Genomic DNA, 13,921 nt, shown 5'->3' on the forward strand with positions numbered 1-13,921 from the left:
CGACGGCAGGAGAGACAAGACGGTGGCAGATCTTCCCCTCACCATCTCGTCGTCAACCCCACCCTCACTGTACGCGACGCCGCACCAGTGGACGATCAGCAACGTTGTCGCGGGTCAGCGCTCCCCGTTCAACGCCATGGGGTTCCGACCTGGGGAGACCGTACGCGTCTCGTTCGTCATGCCGGACGACGCGACGTTCACCGCCCATCTGCCCGCACCACCGACGGTGGTCACCGCGGATGGCGCGGGAGGGATCAGCGGAACGGCCCTGGTGCCGCCAGACTGGACCGGCGACGAACTCGTCCTCGTCGCCGCCGGAGCGACCAGTCGGTACGTGCTCATCTCCTGGATGGACCAGGACGACATCTCGGAAAGCGACGTCACCCTCACCGCATCCGTGGTCGAAAAAAGCAGTGCGCCATCCGGCCGCGCGGTGCAGATTCAGCTGACCGGAGACGACGCGAATGCCAGCGTGATCGTCGCCCTGCACTCCGCGGAGGAGCCGATCGTACTCGGCTCCCTCACGACCAATGCCGCCGGCGCCAGCAGCGCCACGCTCGTCCTCCCGCCCGGTCTGGCTGGCGACTATTCCCTCTGGACGGGAACGAAGACCGGCGGATACCGGCTCACCAGCACGCTCATCTCTCTCGGAGCCTCGCCAGCGCAGGCGGTGTCCTTCTCGGATGTGAGTGGCTCGCCGGGGTCTGCCAAGTTCAGTGAGTTCGCGGTGGAGATCGCGTGGATGGCGCAGTCGGGTATCTCGACGGGGTATGACGTTGCCGGTGGGAAGAAGGAGTACCGGCCGTTCGGGACGGTGACGAGGGATGCGATGGCGGCGTTCCTGTATCGGGCGGCGGGGTCGCCGGCATTCAACGCTCCGGCGAAGTCGCCGTTCACGGATGTGACACCGTCCAGCCCGTTCTACAAGGAGATCACCTGGCTCGCCTCGACAGGCGTCACCACCGGATGGGAGCTGCCCGGGGGCAAGAAGGAGTATCGTCCGTTCTCGAACATCACCCGGGATGCGATGGCCGCGTTCCTGTACCGGTTCGCGGACTCACCGTCCTTCACCGCACCAGCCAGATCCGCGTTCATCGACGTGGCCACGAAGCAGTCGTTCTACAAGGAGATCGCCTGGCTGTCCAGCACCGGTGTCTCCGGCGGATGGACCACCGGCAAGGGCAAGGAGTTCCGCCCCTACAACGCCATCACCCGCGACGCCATGGCCGCATTCCTCTACCGATATGACCACCTCAACTGATCAGTGACAAAGACCCGAGACAAGAGGGCGGTGGGTGCAACAGCATCCACCGCCCCTCCGCGTCGCCCGACCGCCCGTGTCGCATTGGCCCTCGCCTTCGTCTGTCTGAGCGCGTTTGTCTTTGACCCCTTCGGGATGGACCGCTGGGTGTTCTCAAAAGAACTCGTATTCGTCACCGGTGCGCTTCTGGCCCTGTGCACTCCGGCATCGGGCAGGTTGCCTCGGTGGTGGTATTGGTGGCTTGTCGGCGCAACAGGCGTCCTCCTGATCGCAACTCTGAGCTCCGGCGCTCCCCTGGCTCAACTGCTGGGGCGCTGGCCACGCTATGAAGGTGTCATCAGCCTGGGGCTGTATGCGCTTGCCGTCGCTGTCGGGGCACGCCTGCTGGGCGGGAGCAGATCCGCCGTACAGACGCAGCGCTCAGGTCAGAGGTTCCTCACTCTGTTCGCGGCCGCTCTCGCTTTGACCGCCTTCATCTCCGTCTTGGAGTCGTTCGGACTGAGACCGATCTCTTCGGACCTCCTGCGCCCCGGCTCGCTTCTCGGCAATGCCTCTGACCTTGGAATCATGGGTGTCATCGGGCTGGGTCTCTTCCTGCCCGCGTTCGCGGACGCCATGGCAGCGGCACCGAGACTCCATCGGATCACCCCTTTGATCGGGCTGCTCTCCGCCATCGTGGTCGTCGTGACCTCCGCTTCTCGCGGAGCGATGCTGGGTGGAGCAGCGGTCATCGTCACCCTTATCGGGGTCGGCGTCTTCCGCCGCGAACGCACGGCACGCTGGTGGGCGGCTGTCGGCGCTGCCGCGGTTGCCGGGCTCGTACTGCTGCTCGTTTCGCCCTTCACGCTGAGCCGTTTGGCCGGGAGCAGCGAGAAGTCGGCGGGCAGTGCAGCTAACCGGCTCGAGCTCTGGTCCACGACGACGTCCTTGATCGGTGGCCACCCGGTCGCAGGCGTCGGAGCGAACGGCTATGCGGACGCGATCACCGCGTTCCTCGGCGACTCGTGGTTCGCCACAATCGGCATCGGCGGCTGGATCGAATCTCCGCACAGCGTGATTCTGCAGATCGCCACGGCAGGTGGATTGCTGGGTATGCTCGCCGTGCTGGCGTTCGCAGCGCTTGCCGCAAGACACCTTAGAAGACAAGGAGTGGGCGGTCCATTCGGAATCGCCGGCCTCCTGGCACTGCTCGGTGCAGGCGTCGCGCTTTGCGTGCATTTCACGTCTCCGGGCACCATGATCCCGCTCTGTTTGATCGCCGGCGCGACGCTGTCAGCGCCACCCGCAGAGGAGCACCGACAGCGCTGGACACGCATCATCACTGTGTCGCTCCTGGGACTGTGGGTGGTCCTCCTCGCAATGTCCGTGGCTGCGGATCATCGCCTCAGCGACGGGATGGCTGCCCTGTCCGACGGCGAGACGGCCATCGCTGAACGGGAGTTCCGGGCTGCGTCGGTACTCCGGTTCTGGGACGCGGATCTTCCTCTCATGGTGAGCGAGTCCCTCGCCGCAACTGCGGAGCATGCGGGCACCGCGCAGGCGGTCCCCACGGCCGCGTCGTGGGCATTGGAGGCCACGACCCGCCTGCCTGCTTCGGCGCGCGCGCTGAAGGCGGAGGCAGTGATCGCGCAGTTCTCCGGACGATTGCAGTACGGGATCACTGCACTCGAGCGTGCTGCTGAACTTGCTCCGACGGACCCGCAGATCTTCCACCGTCTGGGTGGTCTGCAGTTCCTCAATGGAGCACCCCAAGCTGCGCTAGTCTCATTGGAGCGCGCCAGTGCCCTCGCTCCGAACGACCCCGACGTCCGAGCGACTCTCGAATACGTTCGCTCCTCGAACGCGAACTGACACGCTTACCTACCCATTCAGCCAGCTGTCCTCCGTGGCCGCTCGTTTCCTTGAGGAGCCCTGTGCGCGCTCTCTTCCACATCGGCGTCATCAGCGCTCTGGTCCTGGTGCCGTTCACGGCCGCCCCAACGACCGCGGCTGCCGACTCTGGGCCCCCGGCTGGGCCTCTGGCAGCAGCCGAACTTCCTCGCTGCTTTCCGTGGCCCCGGAGTCAGCATCGGCGCCCTATGATCGTGGGCGGTTCGAACACTGGATCGATCTCGACGGGGACGGTTGCAACACCCGCTACGAGGTCTTGATCGACGAGTCAACGTCGCCCGTCACAGTCAGCGGACGATGCACCCTCACAGGCGGAACGTGGGTGTCCCCATATGACGGCTTGATCGCGTACTCCCCTGCCGATATCGAGATAGACCACGTCATCCCGCTCGCCGAAGCGTGGCGATCGGGAGCATCCGAGTGGACCGATGCCCGACGGAAGGCGTTCGCGAACGACCTTGATGTGCCATACGCACTCACCGCCGCATCCTCGGTGTCCAATCAGTCGAAGAGCGACAAGGACCCGGCGAAATGGCTGCCCACCAACAGCGCATTCACTTGCGAATACGTGACGAGCTGGGCTCTGGTCAAGTACCGCTGGACGCTCACGGTGGACCCGATGGAGCTCGCGGCCATCCAGGCCATTCTGTCTGGTGAGTGCGGGGCCGCATCCATCACCCTCCCTACCGTCGTCGAGGCAATGGCTGTGCACCCTGTGACACCGACCACGTTCACCGACGTGTCGGCCGGCATGTCTTTCCGAGACGAGATCATGTGGCTCGCCGATCGCGGAATCAGCACCGGCTGGGCTGATGGGACGTTCCGCCCATATGCGCCGGTCACCCGTGATGCAATGGCAGCGTTCATGTACCGTCTCGCGGGATCACCGGACTTCACAATCCCGACGTCTTCCCCTTTCCTCGACGTGCCCACGAATTATCAGTTCTACAAGGAGATCTCGTGGCTCGCCACACAGGGGATCACCACGGGCTGGCCCGTGTCAGGAGGGCAGGAGTTCCGGCCGTGGAACTTCATCACGCGAGACGCCATGGCCGCGTTCCTGTACCGATACGCGGGGTCGCCCGCGTACACGCCCTCGGGATCCTCTCCGTTCTCGGACCTCCGCTCGACTTCGTCGTTCTACACGGAGATTCGCTGGCTCGCAGCCCGCGGCATCTCCACCGGCTCAGACATCGGATATGGGTGTCGCAACTATGAGCCATTCGGGAACGTGAAACGCGACGCGATGGCCGCGTTCATGTACCGGGCTACTGTTGGCGGGACCACACCCGTAGCGGAGGGAACGTGCTCACCGCCAGCACCACCCATGAAGCCGACACCGCCCGTGGAGCCAACGGGAACGTACATCTCGGGCTATGTCAGCCCTGGCGCATTCTGTAAGAAGGAAAATGCCGGCTGGTACGGGCGCTCCAAGACGGGCGTGCTGATGCGATGCACGACGAGCTCGAGTGATAGCCGACTTCGCTGGCGCGCCGTATAAGCGCGACCCCTACCGCTAGGGTGTGAGAGACCCGGATCGAGGAGACACTGTTGTCGATGCCACCCCCACCACGAGTCAGCGTGATCATTCGTACCAAGGACCGTCCACGACTGCTCGCTCGGGCACTGAAGGACGTGATCGCGCAGGATCATGAGGATTGGGAACTGGTCGTCGTGAACGACGGCGGTGATCCCGCCGCGGTGGACTTGCTCATTGCCGGACTTCCCTCGCTTCGCAGTCGCGCCCGCACGATTCACCATGCGGAGTCCTTGGGAATGGAGTCGGCGTCCAACCATGGCGTCGCCGAGACCACCGGCGACTACATCGCCATTCATGACGACGACGACACCTGGGCGCCGGATTTCCTCAGCGCGGCCGTACGGTGGCTCGACGAGCGCCCCTCTGACGTGGCAGTTGCGGCTGCCACCGAGATTGTCATCGAACGCCTGGAAGACGACAGGATCGTCGAACTCGAACGGCGGGAGTTCCGACCGCCGCACGATCTCATCACTGCCTTCGACTTGATCGTCGTCAACCGGCTGGTGCCGATCTCGCTCTTGACCCGACGCGCGGTGCTGACCGAGCTGGGCGGGTTCGACGACAGCCTCTCCGTCGTCGGAGATTGGGAGTTCCATCTCCGCCTCGCGCTGCACGGTCACATCGGCTACCTTCCTCAGCCCGTGCGTGCTTTCTGGCATCAGCGACCGGAGTCGACCGGCGACCTCTCCAACAGCGTGCACGGAGCACGCGACCTTCACGGGCAGTTCGATCGGCTGATACGGGATCGCGCGCTGCGCTCCTACGCGGAAGAGCACGGCATCGGCGGCCTGCTGTACCTCAGCAAGTTCATCGATGAGCGCATCGCGGCGAGCGAACGCCACACCTATGAGAAGGTGCGCGACGCGATCGAGGCACACCGTGCCGAGATCACCGCCGCGGAGCAACGGATGCAATCGGCTCTCATCGAGGCAATCCGCTATCACTCCCTCGGTGCCACGGTCCGCCGCAATATCGGCCGGCTGCTCCGGCGACGCGGCTGATCAGTTGAGGTGGTCGTATCGGTAGAGGAATGCGGCCATGGCGTCGCGGGTGATGGCGTTGTAGGGGCGGAACTCCTTGCCCTTGCCGGTGGTCCATCCGCCGGAGACACCGGTGCTGGCCAGCCAGGCGATCTCCTTGTAGAACGACTGCTTCGTGGCCACGTCGATGAACGCGGATCTGGCTGGTGCGGTGAAGGACGGTGAGTCCGCGAACCGGTACAGGAACGCGGCCATCGCATCCCGGGTGATGTTCGAGAACGGACGATACTCCTTCTTGCCCCCGGGCAGCTCCCATCCGGTGGTGACGCCTGTCGAGGCGAGCCAGGTGATCTCCTTGTAGAACGGGCTGGACGGTGTCACATCCGTGAACGGCGACTTCGCCGGAGCGTTGAATGCCGGCGACCCCGCCGCCCGATACAGGAACGCCGCCATCGCATCCCTCGTCACCGTCCCGAACGGCCGGTACTCCTTCTTCCCACCGGCAACGTCATACCCCGTCGAGATACCCGACTGCGCCATCCACGCGATCTCCACCGCGAACTCACTGTAGTTTCCGGCGCTCGGGTTGCCGCCGACATCCACGAATCCGGTCACGGGAAGTCCTTGGGGATTCCCGAACCAGTCCCAGAAGTATGCGAAGAAGTTCCGGTTACCGTAGCTGGAACAGTTATCGCCTTCGCCGTAGCCAGCGGCGAGGGAAGCTGCGTTGGGCTGATACGGGGTGTAGTAGTACAGGGCCGACGTCGCGACGTTCTCGACGTACACGGGGGCAGCTCCACACCCCGTTTTCTCTTCTCGATACAAGATGTTCCAGGTGTGGCCGGGATCGTACCAGGAGAAGTAATCCACCTTCACATAACGCTGCATCTGCCGGGCGGCGCCGTACACCTGAAGGAAGAAGCCCCTATAGGCAGGGTCGCACACCGCGTTGTCCGGGCAGTTAAATCCCATCGCCGCGTTGTACCGCTTTGTGTCCGGGTACGTGTGCGTGACAAGGCCCTGCTCCTTCTGCAGCATCACGATCAGCACCTGCGGGTTGATCCCGCACGACTGCGCCACCTTGTGGATGATGGTGGCCGCCGGCTCGTTCGACACGCCCTTGTATCCCTTGCAGAACTCGTCTGCGGGTCGATCGGGCGTGGTCTGCCGATAGTCCTTCAGGCAGACATAGCCTGCCTGGCAACTCGACACCTTCCCACGCAGGAAGGTGTCGATCTGCGCGGACGTCATCGTGCCGGCGTCGAAGAAGACGTCATCCGCAATGATGTTGCCAGGCTTGAAACGCGAGAGATCCGCTGCCTGAGCCGTCAGACTCGGCACGGTCATGACCAGCACCGCGATCAGGCACGCGAGCACCCGGAGAACGATCTTCTTCGATCGAGACATGGTTTCCTATCCTTCGAACTTCATCGCGTCGAGGCGGGCGATCCACGACCGCCTCGTCGCCAGGTGATCGGTGATGTCCAGTGCGAACCGACTGGGATCCTGCAGGAATTCCTCCAACGGAGGCAGGTCGAACAGCTTCGCCTTCTGCCCGAAGTAGGCGTTGGCCCCCATCAGGTACGCGGGGACACCCAGGAACGTCATCATCAATGCCGTGTGATACGAGGACGAGAGGCCGAAGTCCACGCCCTGCAGGGTCCGCAGAGCTGCGGGCAGCCCGGCACCGATTTCGCAGTCGAGCGCCACGCGCGCGGTGTCGATCAGGGTCACCGTCGCGAACGGGAAGTGCTCGGCCAGTGCCTCGACTGTCCCCAGCGTGTCGCGCACCTCCGGACGGGAGTCGTCATACGCATGCAGCAGGATCACTTCCGCCGGTCGCAGAGCTGCGACGCCTGCGAGGGCATCCCTCCAGACGGCAAGGGCGTCCGCTCCACCGGCGTAGTCGGATGTGTTCATGTGGATGGCTACGCGCGGCCCGACCGCTCGGCCTCCAGGCACCTCGGGCGGGGTCGTCCAGTCCTCGAGCACCTCGGTGAGATCATCGAACGTGTCGATGGCGGGGATGTCGAGGCGCTCGCGAACGAGCAGGAGCGATGAGCGGTCGCGCAGTCCGATGAACGGGATCGTGTGGCGCGCGGCCAACGTCTTGAATCCGGCAAGCGCACGCTCATCGACCTGCAAACCGGTGAAGAAGACCTGAGATGCGCCGCACGCTGTCGCGATCGCGTCGATGGCCGCGAAGTGCGCTTCCCCCACATCGCGTTCAGATAGCCCCCGCCGACGACGTGAACCGGTGCGTTCACAGACGGCGGGACGATCTCGGTAAGACCGTCCGGGCGCTCCTCTCGCCCTGGAGCGAAGAACACGATGTGCGGGCAGTTGAACCAGCGGCGAAGAGAAGCGATGCGTTCGGGCGATGCCGCAGCGAATGAGGGCAGGAACAGCACGGGAATCCGATCGCGCCGCTGGTTCCAGTAGTGCAGCACGTTCTTGTTCTGCAGGATGTCACCGAAGTTCGAATGACCGTTGGACCCGGTGTAGACGAGGGTCAGTGCAGCCTTCGAGGTAAGCAGATCCGCCGTTGCCTCATCCGTGAACCAGCGGTAGCCGATACTGGGGCCGCCGCCGGGGCGAGGCAGGTAGCCGCGGAGGGATTCGAGCGTCCGATCCAGCTGATCCGCCGAGTATTCGCGCACGACCAGTTCTCGCGCGGCGGAGATCCGTCGCAGGGCGCCAGAGCGGCCCGTGATGATCTCGTCAAGTGCATCCACGTACGCGTTGATGTCGCCGGCATCCGCGATGAGGTATCCCGTGTCCGAAGTGACGGCCCGCGCGATGTCGCCTACATCGGGCGCGACGACGGACAGCCCGCTCGACATCGCTTCCAGCAGAACATTCGGAAGACCTTCACGGTCGGACGTCAGCAGCAGAACATCCGCGCCGTTTCCGACGACTTCCCCGAATCCATCCGAATACGCGGGATGACGGACGACGCCGGCAGCGTCCAGCCTTCTCATGGTGTCGTGCAGGGTCGGGTCGTCCCCGATGACAGCATCCCCGTAGGCATGGAACTCGACGGGCCGACCTTGCATGGATTCCGCGATGTCGGCCAGACGGTCGAGCCGCTTCTGCCGATCGAATCTGCCCGCCCAGACCACCCGCAGCGGGTGGTCCTGATCGATCGTCGTCCGCTCCGACGGGTGGAATCGCTCATCGACGACCGCATGATGCACGACGAACGCGTTCGCCGGCGCCCCTTCCGCCGTCGCCATGTGATCCACAAGCCGCTCGTTGTCCGTCAGTACGGCAGAGATCGAGTCATAGAAGTCGCGCCCCCGGTGGTGCAGGAACGACCATGCCGTGCCATCCGGAAGACGGTCGATGACGAAAGTGGAGGCGAACAGGTTCGAGTGCTGCGCGAGAGCGCGTCCGTACCTATCTAGGACATCGAATCCGAGCGTGGAGTTGACGACATGCACGGTCGGGGGACGCAACTGGGCGATGAGTGTACCGAGGATGCGCACGCCGAACTGCGGGAGCAGCGCGAACTCTCCGAGGTGGAAGACCGTGACGCCCTCGAGCTCGTCCAGCCGTGTCGAAGGCTCAGGTTCCGTCGTCACGAGTCCGATGACCGATTCCGGTCGAGTTCGGCGCACGGCGGCGATGTACTGCATCGTCAGCAGATCAGCGCCACCCGTGCGAAGCCAAGGGGCGATCACGAGCACATCGACATCGGACGGAAGCGCCGCGATGCCCGCCCAGTAAGCCCGCTGCTCCGGGAGAAATATCCGATCCCATTCCTCCCCCAAGAACCGTACGTGCGCAGTACCTCGGCGCTCGGATACGGCAGCGCTGGCTGAAGCTCGTGCACTTCCGCCCATTCGGATCGGCGATCCAGGAGTTCGTCGCGGATCGGCTGGCTTGCAGTCCGTCGAAGCCGAGATCGGAGCGGACGCGAGAGGTAGGCTGCCGCACGCCAGCCACGATCCACGAGTCGGCTTCGCTGTCGCAGCGACGCCCCACCCCGCGCTTCCTCAGCTGGCGGGTGAATCCGCTCAAGTGCAGCCCGCGCGATGTCACGATCACGCAGAAGGTCGTTCTGAGGGAGCAGGCTGGCGTGATGTGCTGCCGCAAGGCCATGATCGGTGACCCGGTAGAACAGTGTGGTGCCCGTCGCGATCACGTGAAGGATACCTGCCGCCACGGTGTCGCAGTTCCATGCCCAGTCCTCCGGACCGAAGCCACCACCCGGCGACGACGGACGGTAGGGGAACCGCTCGAACACGCTTCTGTGGGCCATGGCAAAGGCATCCCAGGGTTGAACCAAGCTAGCCATCCCGGCTGGAAGGCCGGATCGTCGGTGCCGATAAGACGCCAGGTCTCTCGCTTGGAACCAAACGTGACGACGAGCTCAGGATGAACGATTGCCGGCTCGGACGTGTGCGCGAGTGCATCGAATGCCCGCGAGATCCAGTTCTCAGAAGGAAGGTTGTCCGCGTCCAGCACGCCGATCACCGGGGCACGAGTCGCCGAGATGCCATCGTTCCGGGAGGCGCTGAGGTCACCATTGTCGACTTCCAGCATCGCGATGGCAGCCGCGTTCGCGAGTGCATAATCCGTGCCCAGTCGCGCGAGTGTGCGCCGGGTCGCCTCGTCGATACGGTCGCATACGATGACGACTTCCACCGACAGCGGTGCCGCGGAGGCGATCGCCCGGTCGAGTGCACGAACCGTTGGGATCAGGGTACGACCCTCATGGTGAACAGTCAGGACGATGGCGACATCAGGCTCGAGAGGCACGGTTCCTCACTCTATCCTGCGACGCCGTCGGGCACGTGTTCTAGAAGATCTCGCCACCTGGGCTGCCCTCACTCGAGCACTGGCCGATCAGCGCGTGGTGTAGTCGGCGTTGTACCGGTCGAGAACGTCATTGATCGGCGCATCCAGCACGAGTCCGCCCTTGTCGAGATAGAGGCCTCGCTTGCAGAAGCGACGCAGGTCGCGCTCGTTGTGGCTGACGAAGAACAGCGTGCGCCCTTCTGCCAGAAGCTCGTCGATCCGCTTGTAGCACTTTTCCCGGAAGGCCTTGTCGCCGACAGCGAGCACCTCGTCGACGAGGAGGATGGGTTCGTCCAGTTGAGAGACCACGGAGAACGCGAGCCGCACCTTCATGCCGTTCGAGAGGTGTTTGTAAGGCGTGTCCTCGAAGCCGTCCAGCTCCGCGAAGGCGATCATGTCCTCGTAGCGGGCTGCGACCTCCGCGCGCGACATGCCGTGCAGGCCCGCGGTCATCTTGACGTTCTCGCGCACCGTGAGGTCGCCGACGAATCCGCCGGTCAGCTCGATGAGGGGCGCCACACCGCCGTGCACCTCGACCTCGCCCTCATCGGCGAGCAGCACACCTGCGACCAGTCGGAGCAGTGTCGATTTACCCTGTCCGTTGCGGCCCACCACGCCGATGGACTCGCCAGACTCCACCGAGAAGCTCACGCCGCGAAGCGCCCAGAACTCTCCCGGCCGCGACCGACGGGAGGCCCCGGCGAACAGATCCTTGAAGCTACGACGCCCACGCCGGTTGCGGCGGAAGTGCACCCCCAGGTCCTTCACCTCGATGGCGGTCGACATCACAGCTCCTTCAGTACAGGTCGCTCGAGTGCGCGGAACACCCAGACGCCGAGCGCCAGGATGAGCAGGCTCATGACGACACTGATCACCACGGTCAGCGTGTGCCACTGATCCGGGAAGAACGCCATTCGGTACAGAGTGAAGATCCCCGCCAGCGGGTTGAACGCGCCGAGCGTCTCGAACACGCCAGGAAGGTTCGAGACGTTGTAGATGATCGGGGTCGCGTAGAACAGCGCGCGCAGGATGAGGCCAGTGGTTCGCTCCAGGTCGGCGTACAGCGCGCACAGCGGCGCGACGAGCAGTCCCAGCCCCACCAGCAGAATCGTCTGCAGCAGCACCGCCACCGGCAGCCACAGGATCCCCCACCCGATCTGCGCGTGCTGGCCTGGGTCCGTCTCCACGAGCAGGTTGATGATCACGAAGATCGCGAGCACCGGCAGCGAGAAGAGGAACTCGATGCCTTTGCTCAGCACGATGCGCGTCACCCAGATGGATCGCGGAATCGCGGTGGAGCGCACCAGCCGGGAGTCGCGCTTGAACGCTTTGGTGAAGTCCGACACCGACGAGTTGAACCACACCCAGGGCAGCAGGCCGCTGATGAGGAAGACGATGTAGGGATCCTCGCCCACATCGCGGTGGAACACGCGGGTGAAGACGAACCAGTAGATAGCACTCATCACCAGTGGGTCGAGAACCGACCACAGGTAGCCGAGCATGCTCGTGGAGTAGCGCACCTTCAGATCTCGCGCCGACAGCAGCCACAGCGAATGCGCGTAGCGCTTTGGCGTGCCGGGCGCGCCGACTGAAGTCCTGCTCATCTGCGCGTCAGTCGTCCTGACCTGCGAGGTCGTTGCGCCACATCGACAGGGCCGAGCCGATGGCCATGTGCATGTCGAGGTACTGGTAGGTGCCCAGGCGCCCTCCGAAGTGCACGTCCTGCTCCCCCTTGGCGAGTTCGCGGTACGCGAGCAGACCGTCGCGGTCGGAGGGCGTGTTCACCGGGTAGTACGGCTCGTCCTCCTGGTTCGCGAATCGCGAGAACTCCCGCATGATGACGGTCTTCTCCTGAGCGAAGATGTCCTTGCGCTCGGGATGGAAGTGCTTGAACTCGTGGATGCGGGTGAAGGGCACGTCCAGGTCGGGATAGTTCATCACGCTTGTGCCCTGGAAGTCCGTCGTGTTCAGCACCTCCTGCTCGAAATCGAGTGTGCGCCAGCTGAGCGCGCCTTCCGCGTAGTCGAAGTAGCGGTCGACGGGGCCGGTGTACACGATCGGAAGCTGCCCCACCGTCGCCTTCTTGTTCAGCGGCTGGGTCTCGTCGAAGTAGTCGACGCCGAGCTTCACCTCGATGTTCGGGTGGTCGGCCATCCGCTCCAGCCACGCGGTGTATCCCTCGGTCGGCAGCCCCTCCCAGGTGTCGTTGAAGTAGCGGTTGTCGTAGGTGTAGCGCACGGGCAGACGGCTGACGATGTCGCCGGAGAGCTTGTGCGGGTCGGTCTGCCACTGCTTGGCGGTGTAATCGCGGAAGAACGCCTCGAACAGAGGTCTGCCGACCAGGGCGATGCCCTTCTCCTCGAAGTTCTGCGCGGTCTTGACGTCGAACTCGCCGGCCTGCTCCTTGATGAGCGCCCGCGCCTCGCTCGGTGAATAGGCCGCCTGGAAGAACTGATTGATCGTGCCGAGGTTCACAGGCATCGGGTAGACGACGTCCTTGTGGTGCGTGTACACCCGGTGCACGTAGTTCGTGAACGTCGTGAAGCGGTTCACGTACTCCCACACCGTCGGGTTGGACGTGTGGAACAGATGCGCACCGTAGCGGTGCACCTCGATCCCGGTCTCGGGATCCGCCTCGCTGTAGGCGTTGCCGCCGATGTGCGCGCGACGGTCGATGACGGTCACCTTGCGGCCGGCTGCTGCCGCGCGCTCGGCGATGGTGAGGCCGAAGAAACCCGACCCGACGACGAGAAGATCCATTTTGCGAACTGCTTTCTGGGTGCGCGACGAGAGGTTGAGATGAGCGGATCACAGGTCCGTCTGCTCAGACGATTCTAATGTGACGACGTTGCCGATCCTGTGAGGCCCCGCTGGCTGGAGTCAGCCGGGAGCCGGCAACGCGAACCCACCGCTGTCGAGCATCGTCTTCAGCATCGGCGCCAAGGTACGGCCGTAGGAGTCCGAGATGTGGTTGTCATCGATGTAGGGCGCGATGTTCCCGATCTCGGGCATGCATACACCATCGGGACACAACCATGGGCTGAAGTCCACTGCAGCCACCGCGCCACGTCGGCTGATCGCGTCCAGATCTGCCGCGGACTCCGGCTGGGGCACCTCGCAGTCCTTCTCGGACGAAGTCGCGCATTCATACATGTCGAAACGGAAGCGGGGGTTATCCCTCACTGCGATCACCTGGATGCCCTGATTGGTCAGGTCGTCGATGATCGTCCGAATCCCCTCGATGAAGACCTCGGGTCCTTCGGGAGTGGCCCGCGTCGCAACGAGATAGACGGCGTCGGGAGCGAGATCCGCAGCGTACTCCAGAGCAGCCTTGCGCCATTGCTCGCATGGCGGCCCGGAAGTCGACCACGAGGGCGCGTCAGCTCCGATCGAGCATCCCCCTTCAGCAGCGCAACCATCCCCCAGCCGTTCTCGTCAGCCAGCACT

12 protein-coding genes are annotated in these 13,921 nt (G+C 64.2%); 4 read left to right on the forward strand and 8 right to left on the reverse strand.

The window, feature by feature from the left end:
- Nucleotides 1-22: 22 nt before the first annotated feature.
- The 4 genes from QUE33_RS06610 to QUE33_RS06630 all read left to right on the forward strand — a co-directional run bounded on the left by QUE33_RS06610 (nt 23) and on the right by QUE33_RS06630 (nt 5,692).
- Nucleotides 23-1,261, forward strand: coding sequence for an S-layer homology domain-containing protein (locus tag QUE33_RS06610; RefSeq protein WP_286302646.1), 1,239 nt, complete (start codon nt 23-25; stop codon nt 1,259-1,261).
- A 567-nt stretch (nt 1,262-1,828) separates the two neighbouring features.
- Complete coding sequence (locus tag QUE33_RS06615; RefSeq protein ID WP_286302648.1) at nt 1,829-3,112, forward strand: O-antigen ligase family protein; 1,284 nt, start codon at nt 1,829-1,831, stop codon at nt 3,110-3,112.
- A 379-nt stretch (nt 3,113-3,491) separates the two neighbouring features.
- A complete protein-coding gene (locus QUE33_RS06625) occupies nt 3,492-4,652 on the forward strand; it encodes an S-layer homology domain-containing protein (RefSeq protein WP_350226529.1) in 1,161 nt (386 codons plus the stop codon).
- 80 nt (nt 4,653-4,732) lie between these two features.
- Nucleotides 4,733-5,692 carry a glycosyltransferase family 2 protein gene (locus QUE33_RS06630; RefSeq protein ID WP_286302649.1) on the forward strand — a complete coding sequence of 320 codons (960 nt, stop codon included), beginning with the start codon at nt 4,733-4,735 and terminating at the stop codon, nt 5,690-5,692.
- Here the strand turns inward: QUE33_RS06630 and QUE33_RS06635 are convergent, their stop codons facing one another.
- The 8 genes from QUE33_RS06635 to QUE33_RS06670 all read right to left on the reverse strand — a co-directional run bounded on the left by QUE33_RS06635 (nt 5,693) and on the right by QUE33_RS06670 (nt 13,900).
- A complete protein-coding gene (locus QUE33_RS06635) occupies nt 5,693-7,078 on the reverse strand; it encodes an S-layer homology domain-containing protein (RefSeq protein ID WP_286302650.1) in 1,386 nt (461 codons plus the stop codon). It abuts the gene before it with no gap.
- Nucleotides 7,079-7,084: 6 nt separating this feature from the next.
- Nucleotides 7,085-7,591 (reverse strand): hypothetical protein, encoded by a 507-nt coding sequence (locus tag QUE33_RS06640; protein WP_286302651.1) that lies wholly within the window; start codon nt 7,589-7,591, stop codon nt 7,085-7,087.
- 8 nt (nt 7,592-7,599) lie between these two features.
- Nucleotides 7,600-9,360, reverse strand: coding sequence for a glycosyltransferase family 4 protein (locus QUE33_RS06645; RefSeq protein WP_286302652.1), 1,761 nt, complete (start codon nt 9,358-9,360; stop codon nt 7,600-7,602).
- Between the two features lie 454 nt (nt 9,361-9,814).
- Nucleotides 9,815-10,435: a glycosyltransferase family A protein gene (locus QUE33_RS06650; RefSeq protein ID WP_286302654.1), complete on the reverse strand. Its 621-nt coding sequence runs from the start codon at nt 10,433-10,435 to the stop codon at nt 9,815-9,817.
- Between the two features lie 87 nt (nt 10,436-10,522).
- Nucleotides 10,523-11,260 carry an ABC transporter ATP-binding protein gene (locus tag QUE33_RS06655; RefSeq protein ID WP_286302655.1) on the reverse strand — a complete coding sequence of 246 codons (738 nt, stop codon included), beginning with the start codon at nt 11,258-11,260 and terminating at the stop codon, nt 10,523-10,525.
- Nucleotides 11,260-12,078, reverse strand: coding sequence for an ABC transporter permease (locus QUE33_RS06660; RefSeq protein ID WP_286302656.1), 819 nt, complete (start codon nt 12,076-12,078; stop codon nt 11,260-11,262). The genes QUE33_RS06655 and QUE33_RS06660 overlap by 1 nt, the downstream gene beginning before the upstream one ends.
- A 7-nt stretch (nt 12,079-12,085) precedes the next feature.
- A complete protein-coding gene (gene glf / locus QUE33_RS06665; protein WP_286302658.1) occupies nt 12,086-13,234 on the reverse strand; it encodes a UDP-galactopyranose mutase in 1,149 nt (382 codons plus the stop codon).
- 120 nt (nt 13,235-13,354) lie between these two features.
- Nucleotides 13,355-13,900: an SGNH hydrolase domain-containing protein gene (locus tag QUE33_RS06670; RefSeq protein ID WP_350226554.1), complete on the reverse strand. Its 546-nt coding sequence runs from the start codon at nt 13,898-13,900 to the stop codon at nt 13,355-13,357.
- Between the last annotated feature and the right edge of the window lie 21 nt (nt 13,901-13,921).

Origin of the sequence: Microbacterium suwonense (assembly GCF_030296555.1) — a bacterium.
Lineage (GTDB): Bacteria > Actinomycetota > Actinomycetes > Actinomycetales > Microbacteriaceae > Microbacterium > Microbacterium suwonense.

Bases quoted from the DNA above. Each gene is read 5' to 3' on its own strand.
- QUE33_RS06615 (WP_286302648.1), top strand. From the start codon at position 1,829: ATGGGTGTCATCGGGCTGGGTCTCTTCCTGCCCGCGTTCGCGGACGCC.
- QUE33_RS06635 (WP_286302650.1), bottom strand. From the start codon at position 7,078: ATGTCTCGATCGAAGAAGATCGTTCTCCGGGTGCTCGCGTGCCTGATC.
- QUE33_RS06640 (WP_286302651.1), bottom strand. From the start codon at position 7,591: ATGAACACATCCGACTACGCCGGTGGAGCGGACGCCCTTGCCGTCTGG.
- QUE33_RS06655 (WP_286302655.1), bottom strand. From the start codon at position 11,260: ATGTCGACCGCCATCGAGGTGAAGGACCTGGGGGTGCACTTCCGCCGC.
- QUE33_RS06660 (WP_286302656.1), bottom strand. From the start codon at position 12,078: ATGAGCAGGACTTCAGTCGGCGCGCCCGGCACGCCAAAGCGCTACGCG.
- glf (WP_286302658.1), bottom strand. From the start codon at position 13,234: ATGGATCTTCTCGTCGTCGGGTCGGGTTTCTTCGGCCTCACCATCGCC.